General features: G+C 38.5%; 17 protein-coding genes and 1 pseudogene. 8 read left to right on the top strand and 10 right to left on the bottom strand.

Translation table 11 applies throughout. The features are described 5' to 3' along the window. From ORI89_RS17970 to ORI89_RS17945, 6 genes are all read right to left on the bottom strand, one after another. The coding region (locus tag ORI89_RS17970) for a DUF7507 domain-containing protein (RefSeq protein ID WP_268231904.1) at positions 1-6,637 on the bottom strand (6,637 nt) is incomplete at its 3' end. A 918-nt stretch (positions 6,638-7,555) separates the two neighbouring features. Then, positions 7,556-7,966: a DUF5675 family protein gene (locus ORI89_RS17965; protein ID WP_268231903.1), complete on the bottom strand. Its 411-nt coding sequence runs from the start codon at positions 7,964-7,966 to the stop codon at positions 7,556-7,558. Positions 7,967-8,138: 172 nt separating this feature from the next. Further along, positions 8,139-8,333 carry a hypothetical protein gene (locus ORI89_RS17960; RefSeq protein WP_268231902.1) on the bottom strand — a complete coding sequence of 65 codons (195 nt, stop codon included), beginning with the start codon at positions 8,331-8,333 and terminating at the stop codon, positions 8,139-8,141. An 11-nt stretch (positions 8,334-8,344) separates the two neighbouring features. Beyond that, on the bottom strand, positions 8,345-8,974 hold the full coding sequence (locus ORI89_RS17955) for a fibronectin type III domain-containing protein (protein ID WP_268231901.1): 630 nt from the start codon (positions 8,972-8,974) through the stop codon (positions 8,345-8,347). Positions 8,975-9,525: 551 nt separating this feature from the next. Beyond that, positions 9,526-9,795 carry a hypothetical protein gene (locus tag ORI89_RS17950; protein WP_268231900.1) on the bottom strand — a complete coding sequence of 90 codons (270 nt, stop codon included), beginning with the start codon at positions 9,793-9,795 and terminating at the stop codon, positions 9,526-9,528. 118 nt (positions 9,796-9,913) lie between these two features. Further along, positions 9,914-10,351 (bottom strand): hypothetical protein, encoded by a 438-nt coding sequence (locus tag ORI89_RS17945; RefSeq protein WP_268231899.1) that lies wholly within the window; start codon positions 10,349-10,351, stop codon positions 9,914-9,916. 399 nt (positions 10,352-10,750) lie between these two features. On the opposite strand from ORI89_RS17945, the gene ORI89_RS17940 reads away from it, so the two are divergent. After that, positions 10,751-11,746 carry a helix-turn-helix domain-containing protein gene (locus ORI89_RS17940; protein ID WP_268231898.1) on the top strand — a complete coding sequence of 332 codons (996 nt, stop codon included), beginning with the start codon at positions 10,751-10,753 and terminating at the stop codon, positions 11,744-11,746. Between the two features lie 283 nt (positions 11,747-12,029). Beyond that, a complete protein-coding gene (locus tag ORI89_RS17935) occupies positions 12,030-12,455 on the top strand; it encodes a hypothetical protein (protein WP_268231897.1) in 426 nt (141 codons plus the stop codon). A 43-nt stretch (positions 12,456-12,498) separates the two neighbouring features. Here the strand turns inward: ORI89_RS17935 and ORI89_RS17930 are convergent, their stop codons facing one another. From ORI89_RS17930 to ORI89_RS17920, 3 genes are read right to left on the bottom strand one after another with little or no spacing between them, the layout of a single operon-like run. Next, complete coding sequence (locus ORI89_RS17930; RefSeq protein ID WP_268231896.1) at positions 12,499-13,857, bottom strand: RagB/SusD family nutrient uptake outer membrane protein; 1,359 nt, start codon at positions 13,855-13,857, stop codon at positions 12,499-12,501. 11 nt (positions 13,858-13,868) lie between these two features. After that, entirely contained in the window at positions 13,869-17,066 is a 3,198-nt protein-coding gene (locus ORI89_RS17925) for a SusC/RagA family TonB-linked outer membrane protein (RefSeq protein ID WP_268231895.1), read from the bottom strand. Continuing rightward, complete coding sequence (locus tag ORI89_RS17920) at positions 17,063-17,881, bottom strand: TlpA family protein disulfide reductase (RefSeq protein ID WP_268231894.1); 819 nt, start codon at positions 17,879-17,881, stop codon at positions 17,063-17,065. Before ORI89_RS17920 ends, ORI89_RS17925 begins: the two co-directional genes overlap by 4 nt. A gap of 815 nt (positions 17,882-18,696) precedes the next feature. Here ORI89_RS17920 and ORI89_RS17915 point away from each other — a divergent pair. From ORI89_RS17915 to ORI89_RS17905, 3 genes are all read left to right on the top strand, one after another. After that, positions 18,697-18,987 (top strand): helix-turn-helix domain-containing protein, encoded by a 291-nt coding sequence (locus ORI89_RS17915; RefSeq protein WP_268231893.1) that lies wholly within the window; start codon positions 18,697-18,699, stop codon positions 18,985-18,987. A 50-nt stretch (positions 18,988-19,037) separates the two neighbouring features. After that, complete coding sequence (locus tag ORI89_RS17910) at positions 19,038-19,865, top strand: KilA-N domain-containing protein (protein ID WP_268231892.1); 828 nt, start codon at positions 19,038-19,040, stop codon at positions 19,863-19,865. Positions 19,866-20,188: 323 nt separating this feature from the next. Then, positions 20,189-21,646 (top strand): hypothetical protein, encoded by a 1,458-nt coding sequence (locus tag ORI89_RS17905; protein ID WP_268231891.1) that lies wholly within the window; start codon positions 20,189-20,191, stop codon positions 21,644-21,646. A gap of 657 nt (positions 21,647-22,303) precedes the next feature. Here ORI89_RS17905 and ORI89_RS17900 read toward each other — a convergent pair. Then, positions 22,304-22,492 carry a hypothetical protein gene (locus ORI89_RS17900; RefSeq protein ID WP_268231890.1) on the bottom strand — a complete coding sequence of 63 codons (189 nt, stop codon included), beginning with the start codon at positions 22,490-22,492 and terminating at the stop codon, positions 22,304-22,306. Positions 22,493-23,047: 555 nt separating this feature from the next. Here ORI89_RS17900 and ORI89_RS17895 point away from each other — a divergent pair. The 3 genes and pseudogenes from ORI89_RS17895 to ORI89_RS19315 form a co-directional block, all read left to right on the top strand. Further along, positions 23,048-23,263, top strand: coding sequence for a DUF2683 family protein (locus ORI89_RS17895; RefSeq protein ID WP_268231889.1), 216 nt, complete (start codon positions 23,048-23,050; stop codon positions 23,261-23,263). After that, positions 23,254-23,376, top strand: a complete 123-nt coding sequence (locus ORI89_RS17890) for a hypothetical protein (RefSeq protein WP_268231888.1) — start codon at positions 23,254-23,256, stop codon at positions 23,374-23,376. Before ORI89_RS17895 ends, ORI89_RS17890 begins: the two co-directional genes overlap by 10 nt. 12 nt (positions 23,377-23,388) lie before the next feature. Further along, a pseudogene (locus ORI89_RS19315) lies at positions 23,389-23,514 on the top strand (type II toxin-antitoxin system YoeB family toxin); the annotation flags it as partial. Between the last annotated feature and the right edge of the window lie 232 nt (positions 23,515-23,746).

Below are 23,746 nucleotides of genomic sequence, written 5' to 3'. Positions count from 1 at the left end.
CAAAACTATACTCGATCTTATCCCCTGCATTCACTTTACCGTCACCGTTAGCATCAACATACTTGCTTGATTTATCAAGCTCTAACTTAGCATCTTTCACTAATGGTGTAACCGTACAATCTGTACAACCAGGATATTTAGGGTCCTCTGCTGGGTAATCCGGATCACTAGGATCTAGTGGATTAGGGTCTTTAGACTCTTCTTCTATAGGTCCACCTACAGTAGGTTCGCCTTTAACAACAGCTAAATTGTAAACACCACCTCTATCAACATCTACTTGATCAATTATTAAACTAGCCGTAAATGTTGTAGCATCAGACTCTCCTACTTCTAAAGAAATCGGACCGCCTACAACATTAACCTTTTCATCTTCAACTTTAATATTATCTATACGTACGTTACCTGTATTAACAACTTCAAACGTATAGTCGATGCGATCACCTGCACTTGCTCTATTGTCGCCATCAACATCAACCCACTTAGCACTTTTCGCTAACGTGAAAGATGGCTCGGCAACGAATATAATAGCTTTCGCAGTTGCACAGTTTGCTGGATTAGCATCAACCTCACAGATAGTATATGGATACTCATACGTCCCTCCTGGAACAGTCGTACCTACAGTAATCTGACCTGTAAGCGGATCCATAGTAATATCACTGTGCGGAGAAGTACCAGGTGTTAATATAACTTCACCAGGATTCTCACCAATAACAGGTGTATCACCGTTAAAGTCATCGTTACCAACTACACTAGGAGTCGTCTCGCCTGCTTTAACTGTAGGCGTATCGTTGTCTGCCCTTATAGGGCTCTTAACTGTAACAATAGCTTTCGCACTTGCACAGTTTGCCGGATCAGCATCAACCTCACAGATAGTATATGGATACTCGTAAGTACCGCTAGGAACAGTCGTACCTACAGTAATCTCACCTGTAAGCGGATCCATAGTAATACCCGTGTGTGGCGATGTACCTGGAGTTAATGTAACTTCACCAGGGTTCTCGCCAATAACAGGTGTATTACCGTTAAAGTCATCGTTATCAACTACACTAGGAGTCGTCTCGCCTGCTTTAACTGTAGGCGCATCGTTGTCTGCCCTTATAGGGCTCTTAACTGTAACAATAGCTTTCGCACTTGCACAGTTTGCCGGATTAGCATCAACCTCACAGATAGTATATGGATACTCGTAAGTACCGCTAGGAACAGTCGTACCTACAGTAATCTCACCTGTAAGCGGATCCATAGTAATACCCGTGTGTGGCGATGTACCTGGAGTTAATGTAACTTCACCAGGGTTCTCACCAATAACAGGTGTATTACCGTTAAAGTCATCGTTATCAACTACACTAGGAGTCGTCTCGCCTGCTTTAACTGTAGGCGTATCGTTGTCTGCCCTTATAGGGCTCTTAACTGTAACAATAGCTTTCGCACTTGCACAGTTTGCCGGATTAGCATCAACCTCACAGATAGTATATGGATACTCGTAAGTACCGCTAGGAACAGTCGTACCTACAGTAATCTCACCTGTAAGCGGATCCATAGTAATACCACTGTGCGGAGAAGTGCCCGGAGTTAATATAACTTCACCAGGGTTCTCGCCAATAACAGGTGTATTACCGTTAAAGTCATCGTTACCAACTACACTAGGAGTCGTCTCGCCTGCTTTAACTGTAGGCGTATCGTTGTCTGCCCTTATAGGGCTCTTAACTGTAACAATAGCTTTCGCACTTGCACAGTTTGCCGGATTAGCATCAACCTCACAGATAGTATATGGATACTCGTAAGTACCGCTAGGAACAGTCGTACCTACAGTAATCTCACCTGTAAGCGGATCCATAGTAATACCCGTGTGTGGCGATGTACCTGGAGTTAATGTAACTTCACCAGGGTTCTCGCCAATAACAGGTGTATTACCGTTAAAGTCATCGTTATCAACTACACTAGGAGTCGTCTCGCCTGCTTTAACTGTAGGCGTATCGTTGTCTGCCCTTATAGGGCTCTTAACTGTAACAATAGCTTTCGCACTTGCACAGTTTGCCGGATCAGCATCAACCTCACAGATAGTATATGGATACTCGTAAGTACCGCTAGGAACAGTCGTACCTACAGTAATCTCACCTGTAAGCGGATCCATAGTAATACCCGTGTGTGGCGATGTACCTGGAGTTAATGTAACTTCACCAGGGTTCTCACCAATAACAGGTGTATTACCGTTAAAGTCATCGTTATCAACTACACTAGGAGTCGTCTCGCCTGCTTTAACTGTAGGCGCATCGTTGTCTGCCCTTATAGGGCTCTTAACTGTAACAATAGCTTTCGCACTTGCACAGTTTGCCGGATTAGCATCAACCTCACAGATAGTATATGGATACTCATACGTCCCTCCTGGAACAGTCGTACCTACAGTAATCTCACCTGTAAGCGGATCCATAGTAATATCACTGTGCGGAGAAGTACCAGGTGTTAATATAACTTCACCGGGGTTCTCACCAATAACAGGTGTATCACCGTTAAAGTCATCGTTACCAACTACACTAGGAGTCGTCTCGCCTGCTTTAACAGTAGGCTCATCATCTTCTGCTGTGATAAGATTCTCAACCTTAACAGTAACTGTAGCTGTAGAACAGTTTGTTAGAGCTCCAACCTCACAGATCGTATAATCAAATGTATATTCACCGCTAGGAACAGTCTCGCCAACAGTAACAGTACCATCAGGGTTCAACGTGATACCATTAGGCATATCATCCTGTGGTGTTAACGTAACATTCCCCGGATCGGTCCCAATAACTGGAGTCTCCCCATTGAATGTATCATTGCCGATAACTTTATCAGTAGTCGTACCACCTGCATTGATCGTAGGCTCATCATCTTCTGCTGTGATAAGATTCTCAACCTTAACAGTAACTGTAGCTGTAGAACAGTTTGTTAAAGCTCCAACCTCACATATTGTATATTCGAAAGGATATTCACCGCTAGGAACAGTTTCGCCAACAGTAACAGTACCATCAGGATTCAACGTGATACCATTAGGCATATCATCCTGTGGTGTTAACGTAACATTCCCCGGATCGGTCCCAATAACTGGAGTCTCCCCATTGAATGTATCATTGTCGATAACTTTATCAGTAGTCGTACCACCTGCATTGATCGTAGGCTCATCATCTTCTGCTGTGATAAGATTCTCAACCTTAACAGTAACTGTAGCTGTAGAACAGTTTGTTAGAGCTCCAACCTCACAGATCGTATAATCAAATGTATATTCACCACTAGGAACAGTCTCGCCAACAGTAACAGTACCATCAGGATTCAACGTGATACCATTAGGCATATCATCCTGTGGTGTTAACGTAACATTCCCCGGATCGGTCCCAATAACTGGAGTCTCCCCATTGAATGTATCATTGTCGATAACTTTATCAGTAGTCGTACCACCTGCATTGATCGTAGGCTCATCATCTTCTGCTGTGATAAGATTCTCAACCTTAACAATAACTGTAGCTGTAGAACAGTTTGTTAAAGCTCCAACCTCACATATTGTATATTCGAAAGGATATTCACCGCTAGGAACAGTTTCGCCAACAGTAACAGTACCATCAGGATTCAAAATAATCCCTTCAGGCATACTAGGTTGAGGTTTCAGAATAACATTCCCTGGATTGGTCCCGATAACTGGAGTCTCCCCATTGAATGTATCATTGTCAATAACTTTATCAGTAGTCGTACCACCTGCATTGATCGTAGGCTCATCATCTTCTGCCGTTATAGGATTCTCTACTGTAACTGTAACAGTAGCTGTGGCACAGTTTTCAACAGCATCTACTTCACAGATTGTATATTTAAATGTATACTCGCCACTTGGAACATTTTCTCCAACAGTAACAGTACCATCAGGGTTCAACGTAATACCATCAGGCATAGCAGGCTGTGGCGTTAACGTAACTGTACCCGGTGTAGTACCAATGACTGGCACTTCACCATTAAATAAATCATTCGTTAAAACATTTTCGTTAGTCGTACCACCTGCATTGATAGTAGCTGTATCGTTCTTTGCCTCGATAGGATTATCGACAGTAACGGTAACAGTAGCTGTAGCGCAGTTTGTTGGAGCACCAACTTCACAAATCGTGTAATCAAATGTATATTCACCGCTAGGGACATTTTCGCCAACAGTAACCGTACCATCAGGGTTCAACGTGACACCCTCAGGCATATCATCCTGTGGTGTTAACGTAACATTACCTGGATCGGTGCCGATAACTGGCGTCTTACCATTGAATTTATCATTGTCGATAACTTTATCAGTAGTCGTACCACCTGCATTTACCGTAGGTTCGTCCTCTTCTGCTAAGATAGGGTTAGCAACCTTAACAGTAACAACAGCTTCGTCACAATTGGTAGGGACAGCAACTTCACAGATTTTATACGTCAACGTATATGTGCCGCTAGGTACTGTTTCGCCTATTTTAACTGTTCCGTCAGAATTTAATGTAAGTCCGTCATCGCCACTTACTTTTGTTAGCGTAACGGTAGCTCCCTCTCCAACGATAGGAGTTTCTCCATTTAACTTATCATTGGTTAAGATATTCGGCGTTGTATCTCCCGCTTTAATCGGGTTTTCTACTGTGCCTTCAAAAGTATCATCGACAGCACCGATAACATTCGGTGTGACCTTACTTGTATTATTATCTTCATCTGGGTCGTCCTTATCACTTTCAACTGTTGCTATATTGGTATAAACACCGGTTGGCTCAACCTTCGCAACAATAGTCAATGTGTGCGTCGCACCATTAGCCATAGCGCCAATGCTCCAATTCCCCGTAATTGGATTATAACTTCCTACAGAAGGCGTGGGAGTCGTCTCTAAAGTATAGCCACTAGGCAGTTGGTCAGTAACTACAACATTTGCCGCTGTAGCTGTACCTAAATTTGTTACAGTTATCGTAAAAGTAACCTCTTCCCCTACTTTTACATTAGGTTTATCTATAGTTTTTTTGACAGATAAATCGGCTGTACAGCCTGTAGTTGCTAGAGATACAACAACTGGCTCAGAAGGTGATGGGTCATCACAGTTCCCTGTATTAGTGGGAATATAAAAAGCATAATAAGTACCTACACCTACTTTGGTAGGCTCTGTAACAAGAGTACCTGCTGCACGGTTATTAGAAGTATACCACTCGATAGTATATCCATCAATCCCACTGCCTACAATAGCTTCCAAATTAAGATTTGCAGTTGTATTAGGACAAATTTCAACATTTTGTACATCTACTGTTGTGGGCGCACCGCAAATAGTCAATTCGTAAGTATCACCAAAGTTGTATTTAGATTCATTTGTACTCCCCGTGCTCCCTCCTCCCATACTTCCTTTGGTACTATGCCCCACATAACCAAATTTTTTAGAGCATTGTTTAACGGTCACCGTAGTATGCCCACCAGTTTCCACAGCAATTAAAACATCATTACTATTTAAACCTCCTGGCATATAAATAGGATCAAAAGCGCCAGTTCCTGTTCCTGCTCCAATCATCAGCCCATTATTAGTCCCCCAGGCATAAAGCTTACCTTCTTTTGTTAGCACGTTAATTGCCGCTCCACCACTATTTCCAGGATTATCATGTTCTTGCGGGCTTATCCAGGCTATTGGGTCCATATAATCTGTAAGAGAACTACTTTTCCTAACGCGCACCCAAGTGTTCGAACTTGTCGTATTATTAAAATTCCCTAATTGCTTCTGAGAATTATTTCCCATACTATATAGCCTGCCTTCTGTACCATCCATCAACACATAATAGCTTACAGCCGATGAGGTCTGTGTCATACCAATCATTTTCGGTTTTGATCCCGCTTGAATATCTGAAGGAAGACTAATTTCCGTCGCATAGGCTTTATTAGTAGCATTACCATTGTTTATATAAGTACCTGTACCCCAAGTATAAACCTTACCACTTCGTGTTAGCGCCATCATAGCACGGGATGTGCCCCTAACGGCGATTACGTCATTTAAAGGATTATTTTCAGCTGTTTGAACACGGGTCCACTTCGTACCATCATTTCCCGTCTTTCCGTCACCGTTCTTAGCATTAGAGTTCGACAGCATATAAGCTGCCCCTCCATGTGTTACAATAGCTAAAGTTTTATGTGAGCCAAAGAGCATTTTCACATCGCAAGGTTCTACACCACTAGGCATACCGTTAGCTCTGCCATCTACACTAACTTTTCCAAATGAACTGCTACTCCTTAGTGAAGTAGCTATGATATTGCCAGGACTTCCCCAAGCATAAAGACCATCCTTAGTGAGCAATACAAATTGCTCAGAAGTTCCACTACTTCCTCCTGCAAACTTTAGCACTGGGGAAGTAAGCGAGCTATGAAAATTACTATTTAAAACTGTAGGCGTATAGAGGTTATCAGCCGAAGCACTGATACCTTCTCCCCATACTTTTACAGTACCATCTGTCTCTCGGACCATACTACTGTGGAACGTAGAAATCATGTTGTCATATTCGATTGTACTAGGATCGTTTGATAATAAAAACGCATTATCGTTACAACCCCCAACGCAATTTCCCTGCGCTTGCACATTAGCCATGAGGCTCTGCCCAAACACAAAAAAGAGAACTAAGTATAAAATTCGATTCATATTAATTAATGAATTAGTTTGCTAAATGAAAAACGGTTCAATAATTGCGTATATCTTTTTGGACATTTTCTATACAACTTAAAAGCTGTAAAGAGTTCCTATTTTTTATCATAGGATAAAATAAAATGTCCTGGCATTTGCCGGGTAAATAGATTAACATTTTTATTGATACAGTTTGTTAGTAAAAAGCCTACATCTACTCAAAAACCGAGTATATGTATGCCCTTTTTAAAATTCGCACAAAGATGTATAAAGAAAACTAGATAGAATGTCTCATTTTCGATAATCGATAATAATTTCAAAATTTGAGACATTTTATTTTTCATAAAAAACTAATAAACAACTTTTTATGAAACACAATAAAATCAAAAACTTGTCTATCCGATTACCGAAAATGAACATTTGAGTATCTAAAACACTGTAGACATTCGACTACATAGTGCCATTTTTTGTAGTATAAGCGCGCACTTACCACTTTTTTATCTCAAAATTCATCACTTACCATTACTAGGAAAAAAGGTGAAAAAGCAGTTCTCTACCCAACATATTTCAGACTAAAAAAGGCTAAAATAAGTGAACACTCACCACGCAACTCTGTGCTAAAAAAAGGAGACTTTCTTCATTTTTATCAGGAAAAGCATATGCTAAAAAATGTTAAATATTTTGCAGTGGATACAAAACATATTTATATTTGTACTATCATAATTTAGGTTTATAATTGGTTAGTTTAAAAGGTTTTCATTCTCCCCGTTTGAAAACCTTTTTTTGTTTAACGCCTATAATTTCTAAATCATCATAAGCATACGTACATACAATATTTTTTAAAACAGCATTAAAATAAAGGCAAAAAGCCCAGTATTATTGGGCTTTTTACTATTCCTAATGGGTAAATACTCGCGTATTTCTGATAAAATAATACTACAGGCTTTTTATCAAAAGGAAAACCTCTTGGTTTTCTTCCCATAAACCATACACCAGCGCCTTTAGCTGGGCAAGTGCTTTTCGGCTTTCTGTCCCCCTTCCCTCCCCCGTAAGCATCGTGACGGGTGCAATACAACCCAAAAGCTCTTTCATAGCATCATTGGCTGCATGGATCAGTATAGCCTCCCGTTTCACTACATTCGGAATACCGATCTGTTCGCCATGTTTAAAATACTTGTGTTTTATCAGTTTATACCGCCCTTCAGGTATACAGCTTAGGCGCTGTATATTATTGCGCCAGGGCAATTCTATGGTATGGCATATATGCTCGCCCTGATAACGTATTGTGCCGTTTGTTCCCTGTGCTCCATAAACCCGTTGGAGAACTAGAGTTTTTTGCTTCATCATCTTTTTTTATTCTTATTCAGCCAGCTGTGCAACAATTTGCTCACCGCAAAACTTACGGCAGCACCAATAGCTGCGAGCACCACCGTGCGTAGAATATCTGCTGCCGGCAAGTGAAATAAAATCGAGCAGAGGGTACCACCAAGGGTACCCATCTGCACATCGTTGAACAGTTTCACTGTTCATCCTCCGCTTTTTGCTTCTCCGCCTCCGCTCCTTTCTTAGGCGGCGGGTTGTTGCTTACGTAATCTGCCACACCAAGTAGCCAGCCTACATAACGAACACCGATCCGCAGGGCTGCGGGAAGCTTGACAGGCGCAAGCAGTACAACATCTACCGCGTTGCGCAAAACTTTCATCAGTTTCTTCATCTGCCCCTCCCCTACCTAATTAAGAATTTCACCACCTGGCTCCAGTCTCCGGCTCCCATTCTATTTACTGCACGCACACGTACCTCGTAGTAGGAACCCGATTTTAAGGGAGCGATAATATTCCCCTTTGAAGATGTGGTAATCAACCGATCGCTCCACTCTTCCTCCATTTCGCTTGCTCGCCTGTAGGTGTATTCATAAATAAGCGTATCCTGCTGTTTCTCAAAATCGAGCCTTACTTGCCCCATTTGCCTACCATCGGACAGCTTCACACTTTCCACCTGTTTAGGCACTAAAGCTGGAGCTGTGTTTCCAACTATTCCAAAGCCCGAACTCAATAACGTGGATAGCTGGCCTTTTGCTATTGAATTGACGTAATGCCCTAGCTGCTGCATAGCCTCTTCAAGGATGGGTCTGCTTTCGTTTTTTAAAGCCGTATCTTCCGGCGAGCCTCTTTTGCGGGCGGCTTTTAACTTTGTTGTAAAATCATCGATCAAACTTTCGATATCCTCCAGTTCGGGCACAGGGCTAGGAAAATTAATATTTTCTTTCATTGCTCCGATGATGGTATTCACCAGGACTAAAAATGCATCGTCTGTCATCCGTGAAAAACTGATGCCTACTCTTTGGATTCTTGCCATTTTCTATTTTTTTAAAACGCTTATAGCGTTGGTTTAACATTTGTTCTTTTTTCCTCGCGAGATCATCGAACAATACAAACGTACATCGCCTATACACGGCAAATAGAATAGTGGCACGACTTGGCAGATATTGGCAATATTTGGCTATAACACAACGATATTTCAGAAAAAAAAGCCCCTAAACCGCTATTTTGAATACATACATAGCCATCTCGCACACATACATAGCCGTTAAGTATATTACATAAACGATTTGCGCACCTATCATAGAGCACAAAGAACAGTACATGGAACCTACATGTAATTACATGACGGCCAATTTCTGCAAAATAACAGCTCGCACAAGAACTTGGCGCTTAAAGAACAATACATAAACAGCAAAGGCTAATTACATACACGTGATGTATACATACTTAGCCTTCTAAGAATAAAACTTTGCTGCGTTTTGATCATACATGAGCTTCATGTAGTTGCAAAATGCTTCATGTACAGTGCGCTAGCCGCTCAAAAAGACAGCGCTAGCTCTATTGTACGGCAACAAAACCGTTCCTTCAAACCCGTCCTTTACGCCGGCTTTCTTCCAAAGCTTTCACTATATCTTGCTCATAATACTGATCGGCGCCGCTAAGGCGCATAGGGTCGAGCAAACCCCGATCTAGGTTACGGCTATACGTACGTTCGCTCATGCCGAGTTTGTCAATAACTTCTCGTTTGCTAAGGATTGACCGTTCCAGAAAAGGAACTGTTTCATGGCTACGTTTTTCTTTGATTTCGTGCAGCAATCTGATAATTTCCTGCAAAGCCGACAAAATGTTCTGCATTAACTTCATCATTTTAGACATAAGATTACAGACCCAAACCGAAACGAGACAGTGCCTGCTTACACAAACAAAGCTCTAGGATCTAGGGTTAAACATTTTTTTAATTAAAAGGCTGCCGTCAGTAGTCGAACAACTCTTCACGGCAGATAGGCAATAATTGGTCTCTATTTTTAAAACAATCTGCTACCTTTTTTCTAAACCGAGGGCTCACTGTAGTTACTTTTTCCCAAGCCTCTACAATAGCCAGTTGGTTTGTTTTCATCAATTCTAAAATCTGTGGTTCAACATCCAGTACATATTTCTTCACAAAACCGGGCTGGAAATACCACATATTAATATATACTCCTCTCTTGATTGGAACAAACCATTTCTTGTTGACCCATTTTGTTATAACGGATGAGGTTTGCTTAAATAATATGAACTCGCCGGTGTTGGTAATCATTCCGGAGCCCTGCCCTCCAAAAAACAATATCACTATATCGCATGTAGCTATCGCCCGACGATTAGAATAAGGCGTTGAGTAATTCGTATACAAGTCGTTTGTTAACATTTCCACTCCTCCTGCACATTAAAAAGCATAGATTTAATCTTAGCCAATAAATTAATATCAACAAACAGACAACTTTCTAACAGGAAAATTTTTGATTTAACCGACAAAGCCATCGTAGGCTGTAGCGAAGCAGAATGCTTAAAGAATGGTTTTGAGTACATAATAATAGGTTTTAATTAAAAAAAACTGCTCTGGCACATCAAAAAGACGCACTCACCTGTAAAACACTTGTTTTTAGATGTTTATAATTGTTGTTTTAGTTTATCAAACATATATATAAATTAATATTAAAACAAAACAGCCAACAGCGGCATAACAACCATTTTATAGAAAACGCCTTTTTAAACATTCTGCGCCTAGCCCTTCATATACCGAAACGATGAGGGGCTTTGTAACAAAACATATATGCAAAAGTCTTTACATATAAAACTATCCGATTATTTTGAGGCTACTGGTGCCAGCGATGCAGGAAACGCTACGCCCAGTTTACTAATGAAAGGCGCAGAGCTTACGCATTGGAGAAAAGGTTGCAACACGATTATCGAACAAGAGTTTAACGGCAAGTATGGATACCTCTACAGCTACGAGATAAACACAGTTGAGGAAATACAGATTCCTGTCCATGTAGCAAAAAATGACTTGCATGTGCTTTACCTTATGGAAGGCAGCTCTCCGCTTACGGTTTATACTTCGGCTGGTGCCAGGCTCTGCACCATTACGCCCAAAAGAGCCCGCTACCTTTATTTGCCTAGCGGCAACTATAAAATTGGCCTGCCCGTAGGTTATGCTTTACTTTTCGGTTTTTATTTTGATGGGAGTATCTTCCGTATGGGCAGCGAGCGTCCTTTTCGCTTTCTGCATAAGGTCATTTCAGACTATATTAAAAAAAGCCTTTCGCCCACTTACAGCATAGACTTTCACGTTGGGGCCGAAACCATTGCGCATATCAAGTATTTATGCAGCCAGCTGCGAAAGGGTGATTTCAACAACGAGTCGTTTATTTTTAACGAATTAAGCCGCCTGGTCATTCTATCCAGACAAAAGGTTTTTACCGAATATGAGCGCACCTCAGACCCCGAATTGCTCTTAAAAATATGCCGGAAGCGGCTACAAAAAGGCATCACTTTAAGCGGTAACATGACCAAAATAAAAGATATAGCCGTTGAGCTCCGTGTAAGTGTAGAGCACCTGAGCAGGCTCCATAAAAAACTATATAACGAAAATCTGAGTGACTACCGCAACCACCTGCTTATAGCCCATATCAAAGATTTACTATCCAGCCCCTACTCGCTGCTAGAAATAAGCATACAAGCCCGCTTTCATGGCCCAAACGAACTGACACGCTTTTTTAAAAAACACACTGGTCTTACTCCTCTTGAATATAGGCTTAGAAAGCCTTAACACGGCCATATATCCTAAATATCAAGTTTGGCATGTGCCTCATATCAAGTTTAGCATACCAACAGTCTTGTTATCAACACTATATTTGGGTTAACATATTATCTAAAAAACGAGAAGCAAGCAAAAGGAGGTAAAATATGCAAAGACAAACATTTCCGACTATCTGCTAAAGCAGGACTTTGGGCAACGTACCGAGAAAGAAGCTCCTGCCGAGATAGCAAAACAGACCCCTCGACCCTTTCAGAGGAAAAAGAAAGGACCAAACAATTTAAATTCAATTATCATGATCACAATTAAAAAAAGTGGGCTACGTGCCTTAAAAATTACGCTGTTCACATTGCTTATTATAAGCAGCTTGGCCATCATCGTCAAAGCTATGAACAGCAACAGCGAAGTAAAAGTAGTGGGTAAAACAACGGTAACAACTACTACTTGGTATTTTACAGGTGGAGAACATGACGACCCTTTAGATCCAAACAACTACTCCTTAACACCTCCAGCATCAGCCTGCGATCATGTTAAGGAGCAGATATGTGAGATCAACGCTCCTAATGTGGGTGGTAAACCAGACATGGCAGCACCTGTATCGGACAAACCTACAGAAACAGTTTACCAACAAATAAACGATGCTCAACTTTCTCTAACAGAAGAAGGTCGAGAACCGACCTTGAACGAAACTGTTACTGCTTTCCGCTCAATTCTTCCTTAAAAAAGGAAGTATAATGTCGCAGACTGGTCTGCGACATTATATTTTATATTAAATTTTGTTCATAGATATCCCATAACATTATTGTCCGTGGAATCGGATATATATACTGGATGGCACGAGGAAGAAGCTCATACTTTTCCAATTCTCCTTGAAAGTCAAACTCCCTTACCAATTTCGTCTCCAAACCACTTTCTTGATTAAGCCTGCGCAGATCACTCCATCTAAGGCCTCTACGAGGAAACTGTTTCCGTCTCTCTAACAATACATCTTTTAACAACTTATCTCTATTGGTGGGCACGTATGCAACGAACTCACCTTGTGCCCATCTTTTTTCTATCAATGCATTTAGCAATTGAGTACCTACGGTAATATCCCCGACTCGGGCCTCACACTCTGCTCTAATCAAATACAACTCATCAGTAGCTATTCCTGCAAAGTATGATGCTGCCGTACCATTATAATAACCTTTAAAAATAATATCTCCTGCGGCTGACTTGTTAAAAAACAGCTTCTTTCGCAAATCATTATCCTCATAAAGGTCAAACAAGCTTTTAGGTATATGAGCTCTAGCTGCCGTTAAAAGAAGTCCATTTGCTGTAAAAGAATAGTAAATAATCTCCTCATGAAAAACAGTAAAAGGAAAGGACTTATCTCTTTCAATACTATTATAATCGATTAAATTACTTTTCATTTTTAGCGCCTCTTCCGCTGCTAGATTTGCTTCACTAAAGAGATTCATATATAAATATGTCCGTGCCAATGCGGCGTAAGCTGCAGCTTTCGATGGCCTCGTAGGCAATGACACACTCTCTGGCAGCAAAACAGTAGCATGCAATAAATCATCAATAATCAAACTATAAGTTTCGGTGAGTGATGATCGAGCTATTTTTAGATTAAAATCTGAAGACAATCTTAAAGGAAGTCCTAGCTCCTCTTCACTCGTCTCTCGGTCATAAGGTTTACAATATATTTGAGAGAGCGCTAAATAGGCATAAGCACGCACAAATAGCGCTTCGCCACGTATCGTCTCTTTCTCTACTTTGCTTCCATCTACTCCTCTATCAAGAGCTTCTAATACTACATTACACATCATAATAGTTTTATAGGGAGAAGTCCAACTCCCTATATCACTCCTTAACTCACTCCGCTGCCAAGTGTAAATTAGTTGTTCAGCCTCTGGTCGTGATTTCAAAACCTCTGGTCGTACGTAAATATCGTCATTACCCATTTCTAATAATGCAGGCGCATATCTAATAATCTGGTCTTCATTATCTAACAGGGCCCTTAGATCTTTTAATGTTTCCGGAATAGCTAATCGACTGTTCGGTTTTTTATCTAAAAAATCGGAACAAGACAAAAACAGCATTAAACTTATGATGCTATATATTCTTACTTTTATCATTGATCTTAATTTTAAAATTTACAATTAATACCTAATGTATACCTACGAGAAGGTGGCACGCCTATATAATCAGGATCTAGGCCTTGGCTATTTGCTGACCACAATATAGCTACGTTATTCACGGAAGCAAACATCGAAATCGTAGCTTTTAATTTTCTTACAAAAGGTTTAAAGGTGTAATTTAAATTGACATCTTGCAATCGAATAACATCTCCTTTTTCAATATTAGCTTCTGAGTTCAAATAAAACTGATCTCTTGCGGAAGCTGCCGGATATACCATAGAAGGAACATTAGTTGTTAACTCATCGCCTAGCTTTTGCCATCTTTTTGAAAAATCACCATGTCCTGCCCATGAGTTGAACAGGCTACTGTAACTTATCGTTTCTTTTTGAAAATAATGACCGAGTTTATAGCTGATCAAGAATGAGAAATCAATATTTTTCCATGAAACAGACTGCTTTAAAGATCCATAAATTGGCGGTAGTCCCGAACCATAATATATTGCTCTCTGTAAGGAGTCTGTATACATTTTTTGATACTGCTTTGATATTTCGCCATCAAGCCAACCTCTTGGATCGCCGTTATCAGGATCTAACCCGGCCGAGCGTAGTGCAAAAACTGGATAAAGCCTTTTATCAGGCAGTGGTTGCAGACTTCTCCCTGTATGTGTCACATAACTATTTGCTGAAGAAACACTACCTCGATACTCCTGGACAATATCCTTAACAAAAGAGACAAAAGCTGTAGTCACAAGTTTTAGATTTCCTACAGCTTGTCTAGAAGTCAGTTTAATATCCCAACCACTTCCTTGCAGAACGCCCACATTTCTTGTAACACTATTCAAACCGGCTGTAGGATCAATATTATCGACAGATAACAGATCAGTAGATTTTTTATTAAAAAACTCAACCGACCCTGAAAGCCTATGAGCAAACAAATCAAAAGTTAAAGCTACATTTAGCATTCGTACGTTTTCCCACTTCAATGATGGATTCGGAAGTGAACTTATCATAGCTCTAGGAAAAGGAGTTACACTACCGCTCGCTCCTGAAGAATAGCTTATAGTTGGTAAGCTTGTTGAAACCCCTCCGGAATTACCGCTATGTCCGTAAGTAGTCCGCAAACGTAAACCATTAACCCAACCTATACCTTTTATAAATTGCTCCTTATCTAACTGCCATGCTACACCAGCAGACCATAGAGGATTCCATTTATCATTTGTATTGACTCCAAATAAATTAGAAGCATCTCTCCTTGCCGAAAAAGATGTTATATAACGATCTTTCCAAGTATAGGATGCATTTGTGAAAAACGAAACAAATCGACGCGTATTTTCATTAACACCCTGCACATACGGTATACGCGAATTGCCTGAAAGTCCATCAAAAACAGGATAAAAATTTACCACATCAACTTGTTGCCCGGTCATTAATATAGGGTCATAACCATATATCGTGTGATTTGCTATATTTGTTATGACAGAAGAAAGCTCCCCACCAATTATAGCACCAATACTATGTTGAGATTCTGAAAAACTTTTATCAATATTCAAACTTCCCCTCCACTTATGGCTATTAAACTTCTCATTACCCAACTGATTAATTGCACCTAATGGTACAATATGATTTATCTCTCCATTATTTATTTGTGTAAATCTATTAATCAAGTTTCGGGTATAAAAAGCATCTTTTGGTTGTATAAATTCGCTATCACCACGTTGTCCTTGATAGTTATAAACAGTATTTAATCTCAACCATTTTGTAGGTCTATAGTTAATTTGAAGCTGCATATCCATTTGTTGACGTCTACTGTTACCCATACTTTCCCCGACTTCATCTAATGGAATGAACCGCCAATCAAGTAATTGAGAAGTTATTAATGATTCAATATACTTGCTATTATATTGATAAGGAACATCTAAATGTTCTCCCTGACTATTTTTCAATTGCATATAGGGATACATTCTGGTTTTCCCTCCTCCTGGACTAAAATTATATTCCATAGGATTAGCATCATATGCTGATTTAGATTGTACAAAGGTTAATCGAGTAGATAGATCAACCTTATCTATAAGTCGCATTTCGTTTTGCAAGTTAATAGAGATAGTATTGCTTGCATCTTTAACCTTACTACCTCTACTATCATTATAAGCTAAGGATAGTCTATAGCCACTATAATCATTACCATTTGCTATAGAGATCGCATACTGTTGAAGTACTGTATTCTTATAAAGGTATTTTTGTAGTTCATCCCTATAGTCAACTTTCTTCCAGTCTGAAATTTGTTTTTCCATGTCATCAGTTGATAGAGCTCCGTTAAAGTTAGCATACAACATTTCTACTACAGGAGAAAAAATAGTAGTCTTTGTATTCAAGTTATTATAACTAGCATCATAAAATCGATTATCGAACAACATCTTTTCGACTTCAATAAAATCAGCAGAACTGATCATTGACAGCTCTTTAATTCTAACCTTACCTACCGAAGTATAATTTGACAAAAAATTAATAGAAGGTTTAGTTGCGTCCGGCTTTTTCAAATTAATAACAATGACACCATTGCCAGCCCTAGCCCCCCAAATCGATGTTGCAGCGGCATCTTTAAGGATAGTTACAGAAGCTACATCATCAGGATTTATATCCTCTATATTTCCCTCGTAAGGAAAGTTATCTACGACAATTAGTGGTCCGAGCAAGACCTCTGACATCGTATTGATCCCACGGACATTAATTTTTGCTTTACCTGTCCTATTATCATATTGTAAACCGGGCACCTGTCCTTCTAATTTATCTAAAACATTAGTGGAAGTTCGTAAACTTAAGTCCTTGGCGTTAATCTGCTCAAAACTACCTGTCGCTCGTTCTTTTGCTATTGTCTGATACCCTGTACTAACAACTTCCACCTCTTCAATCGAACGATCCACGGGCACCATAACAACCACATTATCTTTCTCAAAAAGAGAAACCTTTACAACTTTATTTTCATACGCTAGATGGGTGATAACTATTTCTTGTTCTTGATTAGTAGCAGTTATTTTAAAAAAACCTTCATCATCGGACAGGACAAAACTACCTTCTAAATATTTTACAAAAATTTTAGCCCCACTGATTGGCCTACTATCTTCATCTATAATCTTGCCTATCAGATGTTTTTGTGCATGAGTCATTAACGAACTCCATAAAAAAAGCAACACTATTATTATTCTCATTTACCGTCAATAAAAGGTGCAACATAATTTCTATCCAAGAGATTTCGAAAGGTTCGCAATTGCAGAACTCCTAAACTGTTTATCCACGCATAATGTGGATATGAGGTTGATGGAAGAATGGAAGCGAGATAATCATCCTCGATAATTGTTTCAAAATGTTCGATACCGAATTTTTTAAAAAAACCTTTTTGATACAAAGTGTTTATTTTATCAAAATCTTCACGTGTCTTTTTGCTATTAACCATAACTACTACCAGATCATCAGCATATTCATCTATAAAAGTTCTTATATCTTTCTGATGTAATAAGCATCGGGAACAGCCAGAGAACCAAAAATCCATCACCAGCATTTTTCCTTTATGTTCTTCTAATGTCTTACGGACAGTGTCCCCATTGACATAAAAGAGATGTTCTTTTGTCCAAAAATTCACTGGGACACCTCTTCCTATTCTCACCTCCTCTTGGCTAGTTGCCCCGCTTTGACGGGGCTCCTGAGCCTGTGCTTCCATAATGGAAGCAAAACTAAACAGCACACAAAATATTGTTAACAGCACCGCAGCATTACTTCTTCCGTCACTGCGAGCAATGCGAAGCAGTCTCTCTTTTACAACTCCCTTTTCTCTATTATCCCTATCCAGGAAATAGCCAGTTGTCCCGCGGGCGCGGGACTCCTGAACATTACAACTAAACTGATAATAAAACTTGCCTAAAAAAGACAGTATTAGGCATCTAAAGCCACTTAGGGAAGGGTCAGAGTATTTTTCGAGGGGTTTATTTAGGGCATACCTATCCCCTTTGCGTAAAAATCGCATCATAATCATTTGGTTTTTAAATCTATTTTTTAATAAATAAGTTAATAACCGACTTCCCTGCCCATGCTAAAAGCATAGGCAATGGTATATATTTTGGAATAATAGAAAATCAAGCTATCTTTAAGTGCAAAATAAAAATAAGACCGATTATTATTAACCCAAAAACAAGGTACACCATGTTTTAGTTGGAAAGTCGGTAAACAGATCTATCAGGACAGTTCAAACCCCTTTTGGCTTTTGAGCTGACAACTGGGTATTATTTAATACCGCAAGCTGTGGAAATGGCTTACGCCTCCTCCCCTTTTATACCTGTTTTATTTTAGCACAGCTTAGTCCGGAGGACAACACACGTTCTTTAAGAGTACATTTTGGGAATACCAAGACGACCGACGAGATATCGGTAGCTGATGGCTTTTGTTGGTTTTAAAATTCGTTCTCATAATTTTTAAAGTTTATGATAACGATGAAACTCGAAAAGATTGAAGAATCAAAAATTGGTATTGTAAACCAATAAAACACTCCAAAGCTCTGGTCGTGGTACCGCTAGGACCTCCTTGATAAATCAAGGCTCCACAGAGACTGATATGGAGCGCCTTATTGGCTCAAATATATAAATATAATTTGAATCCAATAATAAGGCGACACCACGTTCAACTCATATGGAAAATTAGCGGTTTTCGACCATGAGTGACATCGTTATTGAAAGCACGTAGCCTTCATTAATTGTCGCGTTTATAATAACTAATACAAATATAAGAAATATTTTTCACTTAGTCGATAGCGCGACGAGTTTATTTTTTCACTTTTTTAAACGAATTATGAATAGAAATATTGGACTAGATACTTACAAAGTATATTTAGTAGATTTTTTGTCAATAAAATTTTTAGATACCTATAAAGTAAATGGCCAAGAAGTTGCCAGAGATATCTATGCTAATGAGGCAGGTGTTGCTGGATCAACGTTATCAAAAATAAAACAGAGAAAACTGTATGACATGCCAATTTCAACGCTTTATAAAATATGTAAATTTGAAAATTACTCCATAAAGGATTTCTTTATCGAATTTGAAGCCTATCTGCAAGAAAAAGAAACTGAAACAATGAAGTAGGATTTCACTTAAGGCAATAGCCTAAAACCAATTAAAACGTCGAAAAAAACATGAGTAAAAGTAGAACTTTGCAAGTCCAAGAAATAAATGTAAATTTTAAAGTAATTGATAACAAGGATTACATATCGCTAACTGATATTGCTAAATACAGGAATCAACTCGAGCCCTTTTCAGTTATCAACAACTGGCTACGTACACGGAGTACCATTGAATATCTAGGTTTATGGGAAAAGTTAAATAATCTCGTTTTTAAACCTATCGAATTCGAGAGGTTTAGAACTGAATCGGGAAGCAACTATTTTACACTGTCCCCTCAACGTTGGATTGACGAAACAAATGCAATAGGTATCATTTCAAAATCTGGCCGGTATGGTGGTACTTTTGCGCACAAGGATATAGCTTTTGAATTTGCCTCTTGGATTTCACCAGAATTCAAGCTCTATTTAATAACAGAATTTCAACGTCTTAAAGACGAAGAGAGCAGCCGCCTTAAATTGGACTGGAATCTGCAACGGACTTTGGCAAAAGTGAACTACCATATACATACCGATGCAATAAAAGAAAATCTCATTCCGGATAAAATCACTAAGCAACAGATGGGGCTTGTATATGCTACAGAAGCGGATCTGCTAAACATGGCTCTTTTTGGTGTGACGGCCAAAGAATGGCGTGAAGCTAACCCTGAACTGAAAGGTAATATGAGGGATGAAGCTACAATAGAACAACTGGTCGTACTGAGCAATCTCGAAAGCATTAATGCATTACTCATCCAACAGGGACTACCACAGAGCAATAGACTAATCGAACTAAACAAAGTAGCCATCACGCAGATGAAATCGTTGTTACAGAGCGAAGCTATTAAAAAACTGAAACAATGAAGTAGGACTTCACTTAGGGCAATGGTCTAAAACTAATCATTCCCGTCGCCTTCAAGGAAGCGGGGAAAAAGTAATAATAAATAGATTAAGCCTAGCACTATAAGCTTGTAATACAACAGACCTTGTTTTAGAAGAATGTTGGAGGAAATAAGAAAAGGGTTACCATAAAATGATAACCCTTCAAAATATCTAAGGAAGAGAGTTAAATCGCGGAATTGTATCCAGAACCAAGATAACCTAGTCTTCCTTTTTTATCTTTAGTATACTTAACGTATCTTTATGTCAATTGTAAAACCTAGTACAAAGATACATTTTTTTTTAAAATGCAAGTAATCAATCACAAAAATAGTATACTGACCATATCTCAACGTTTTTTTATTGAAAAAATTGTCGAAATGCTTTATATGGGGACAATAGATTCTTACCGAGTGAGGCTAAATAATCCCTTAACAGTAATGGAAGAACTAAGGTATTGTTTGCAAGAGTTTAAGAATGGAAGAATAAAGCATTTTCAAACGATCAAAGCTAAAGAAACGAAAAAATATGCCCTAATTGATGAGTGTATAACTTCTCTTGCATTAGAGCCAAACTATTTGAGCTTTGGAAGCATATCTCAAAATTATCTGAATAATATCCTAAAAAACATTGATGAACATAATTACCTTAAAGTAATATCTTGTCTCAATGTATTACAAAAAGAAAATACTGACTATTTATCCCATATCATCGCAGGACTAAAACAATTGATCGCAAGCAATGATAATTCAATCGAGGTACTGGAAAAAATTGATGTCTCATTAAATATCTTATTAAGTCAGTTAATAAATATTGGATACTCTAAAGGTTACCTTTATAAAATTGCTTACGGAATTTTTGTAAACTCCCTTACGATGGATAAAAATTTTGAAGATCATTTTGAAAATTTTGAACAAAAAATCAATCATCCACCAAAAGAGTATCTAGTTATATTCAGAATGGATACAACCGATCAGGTGTATTCTGCTATCACTGATATTGTAACAGAAAGCTTTCAACTAGAAGATACTATCAACGGAATCGAGTTAATGGGGAATAGGCAAAATGAGTTCAATAATTTCAACTCGCAGCACGCTAACAGAAAATTCCTCAAATGCAATGTAACTGCGACAGATTATCTAGCGGCATTAAAAAAAGCCAGAAGTGTTCTTTCGGAATATCTCGATGTTATCAATCTCGGTTTCGCGGACGAAAACCTGAATATTCACAATCGTGTATTGGTGATAGATAATGATAATCCTGGCGCTGGGGATTTTCAAAATAATATAAACATACTTGATGGAAAGTACAAAGTTGCTATGGACCATTATCAACAATTTACTAGTAAGATTCCAGCGATATTAAATAATGTAGATATCCCCAATGAAACAAAAGATAAAATTAAGTCTGCTGTAAGATATCTACGGTTGGGAAATCAGTCAACTGAGGTAGAACATAAATTTATAAACTACTGGATAGGTCTAGAGTATCTTTTTTCAAACTATGAAAGTCAAAACACGATTAATAGAATAAAAGACCACTTTATAAATGCTCATGCTAGGGCTTATGTCAAAAGAAATTGCTTTGCTCTCCTAAAAGCTATAAATCAACTGAGTAATGCCGATAAACAAAAGATTCCTTTATTTACCAATGAATTAGCGAACTTTCTTAATCCAGATCTATACATACAAATCGAATCTGAATTGTCGGCACAACATCCGTTATTAGCCTATAGAACTAAGAAACTGTCTAAATGGTTTACCTAAAGAGACGGACCATTATCAGCTACAAAATATCTCAACAAACATAAAATAAATCTTGAAATTCACTTTACTAGAATATACCGTCTCCGAAATGAAATAATTCATGATGCAGCGACCAACACAAACAATGAACATATAACTTCCAACCTAAGATATTACTTAACATTCATTCTAAATGAGATAATTGACTACCTACATACAAACACGGTCTCTATTGAAGACTATTTCATATCAAATGAGATCGAGATAGGGAATATTGAACTTCATGGAAATATGCTTTCTGACATATTCAACATCAACTGTTCACTTGATTTTATAAATTAGAGGTTAGTAGTGATAAATACGGGAAAAAAAGCGATATTTCGCAAGGAACTCTTTCTAGACTAAAAAAAGGGGAAGGCTACGATGTGCCGACTTCTACAATATAAAGTAGGATTTCACTTAGGGCAACAGCCTAAAACCAATTATAACCTTGGGGAATTATGAGTAAAATAAAATATTGCAGGTTCAGATTAAGTATCGCTACTTATAAGCAAGTTTTTAAAGAGAATGAGTAGAAAAATGTAAATAACCCCATGCTAGTGCTTCAATGTTTGAAGTACTGACATTAACAATTGTTTGCCATACGAGCACTTATGCTACCGAGCTTATATATCTAATTTATGGAAGAGTAGCTAAAAGCTCCTTAGCAGGGACCTCTTTGATCTCACCGTCGATTTTTACGACCAAACTCTCGCCTTTGGCTGCACTTTCTTCGGCTAACTTTCGAAGTGCCTTTTGAACACCGCCACGGATACGCTCTCCCAAAGCGATTGTACTATTTTTTACATCTTCATTTGCTTTAGTCATTGTATTCTGCTTTTAATCTAAACCAAAGTTCGTTATTTACAATTGATTCTCCAAATTCGTGTCCTTGGGCAATAATCTCAGGCAAGAGATCCATATTATCAAAAACAAACCAGCGATCACATATTGGAAGATAAAGATTAAATAGATTAGTCAATCCTCTATGGTATCGCCGCTCAACAACATCATCTGGAATGTGATGAAGTAGGATTTCACTTAGGGCAACAGCCTAAAACCAATTATAACCTTGAGGAATTATGAGTAAGAATAAAAAGATTAACGTATGAAGGTAAAAAAATCACCATTATATTAGATAATGAAAAAGAATGGGGCATGTATATACTACAGAAAAAGGAGATGTGAACAAGTATATATACAAACCACAGCAGCGTTAACAACTTCAACCCAAGGTATATTAATCAGAATCACTAAAGTACAGAAGCTTAGATGAAAATATCGTATCTTTGTTATATTGATGCAATGAATATGACAACTTGGTATTGCTTATTATCTGGCATAACCAAATGGTGTTAAATAAAATTGAAAGGAAAATTGATTATGGAAGCAATATTATTACATCCAGAAAATAAGGAACAATTGGAGGCAATAAAAGCAGTTGCTAAAGCACTCAAGATGAAGTTTGAGACTACAGCTTCTGATTACAGCCCCTATAATCCGGATTTTGTAGATAAAATAAAGAAGGGGGACAAAGATTTGAAAGAGGGCAAAGGACGGTCAGTAACTCTTGAAGAACTTGATCGCTTATGGAAATAATATATCTCCCCGAAGCTGAAGGAGACCTCAACTATTGGATAAAAACAGGAAACAAAGCAATCCTTAAGAAAATAGCCCAACTCACCAAATCTATCCTTGAGAATTCCTATTAAGGACTAGGCAAACCAGAAGCCTTAAAATATGATTTAGCGCCAAAATGGTCAAGAAGAATCACTCATGAACATCGATACATTTATCACATTCAAGACAATAAATTATACGTCTATTCCCTAAAAGGACATTACAAATAGCTTTTCAGCTTCATCGTAAAACTAGAAAGTTCCAGCAATTCCTAAAAAACAAATTTATAACGCCATAAAAAACTGATGGTGTAGTGGTTAGTAGAGATAAATACGCAGAAAAAAGTAATTTTTCGCAAGGAACTCTTTCAAGACTAAAAAAAGAGGAAGGCTACGATGTGCCGACTTCTACAATATGAAGTAGGATTTCACTGAGAGCAATAAACTAAAAACGTAGCCCTGA

It is taken from the genome of Sphingobacterium sp. UT-1RO-CII-1 (assembly GCF_026711005.1).
In the GTDB taxonomy this organism is placed as follows: Bacteria; Bacteroidota; Bacteroidia; order Sphingobacteriales; family Sphingobacteriaceae; genus Sphingobacterium.
The sequence above is the reverse complement of the archived record's forward strand: the minus strand, read 5'-3'. Positions and strand labels throughout refer to the sequence as shown.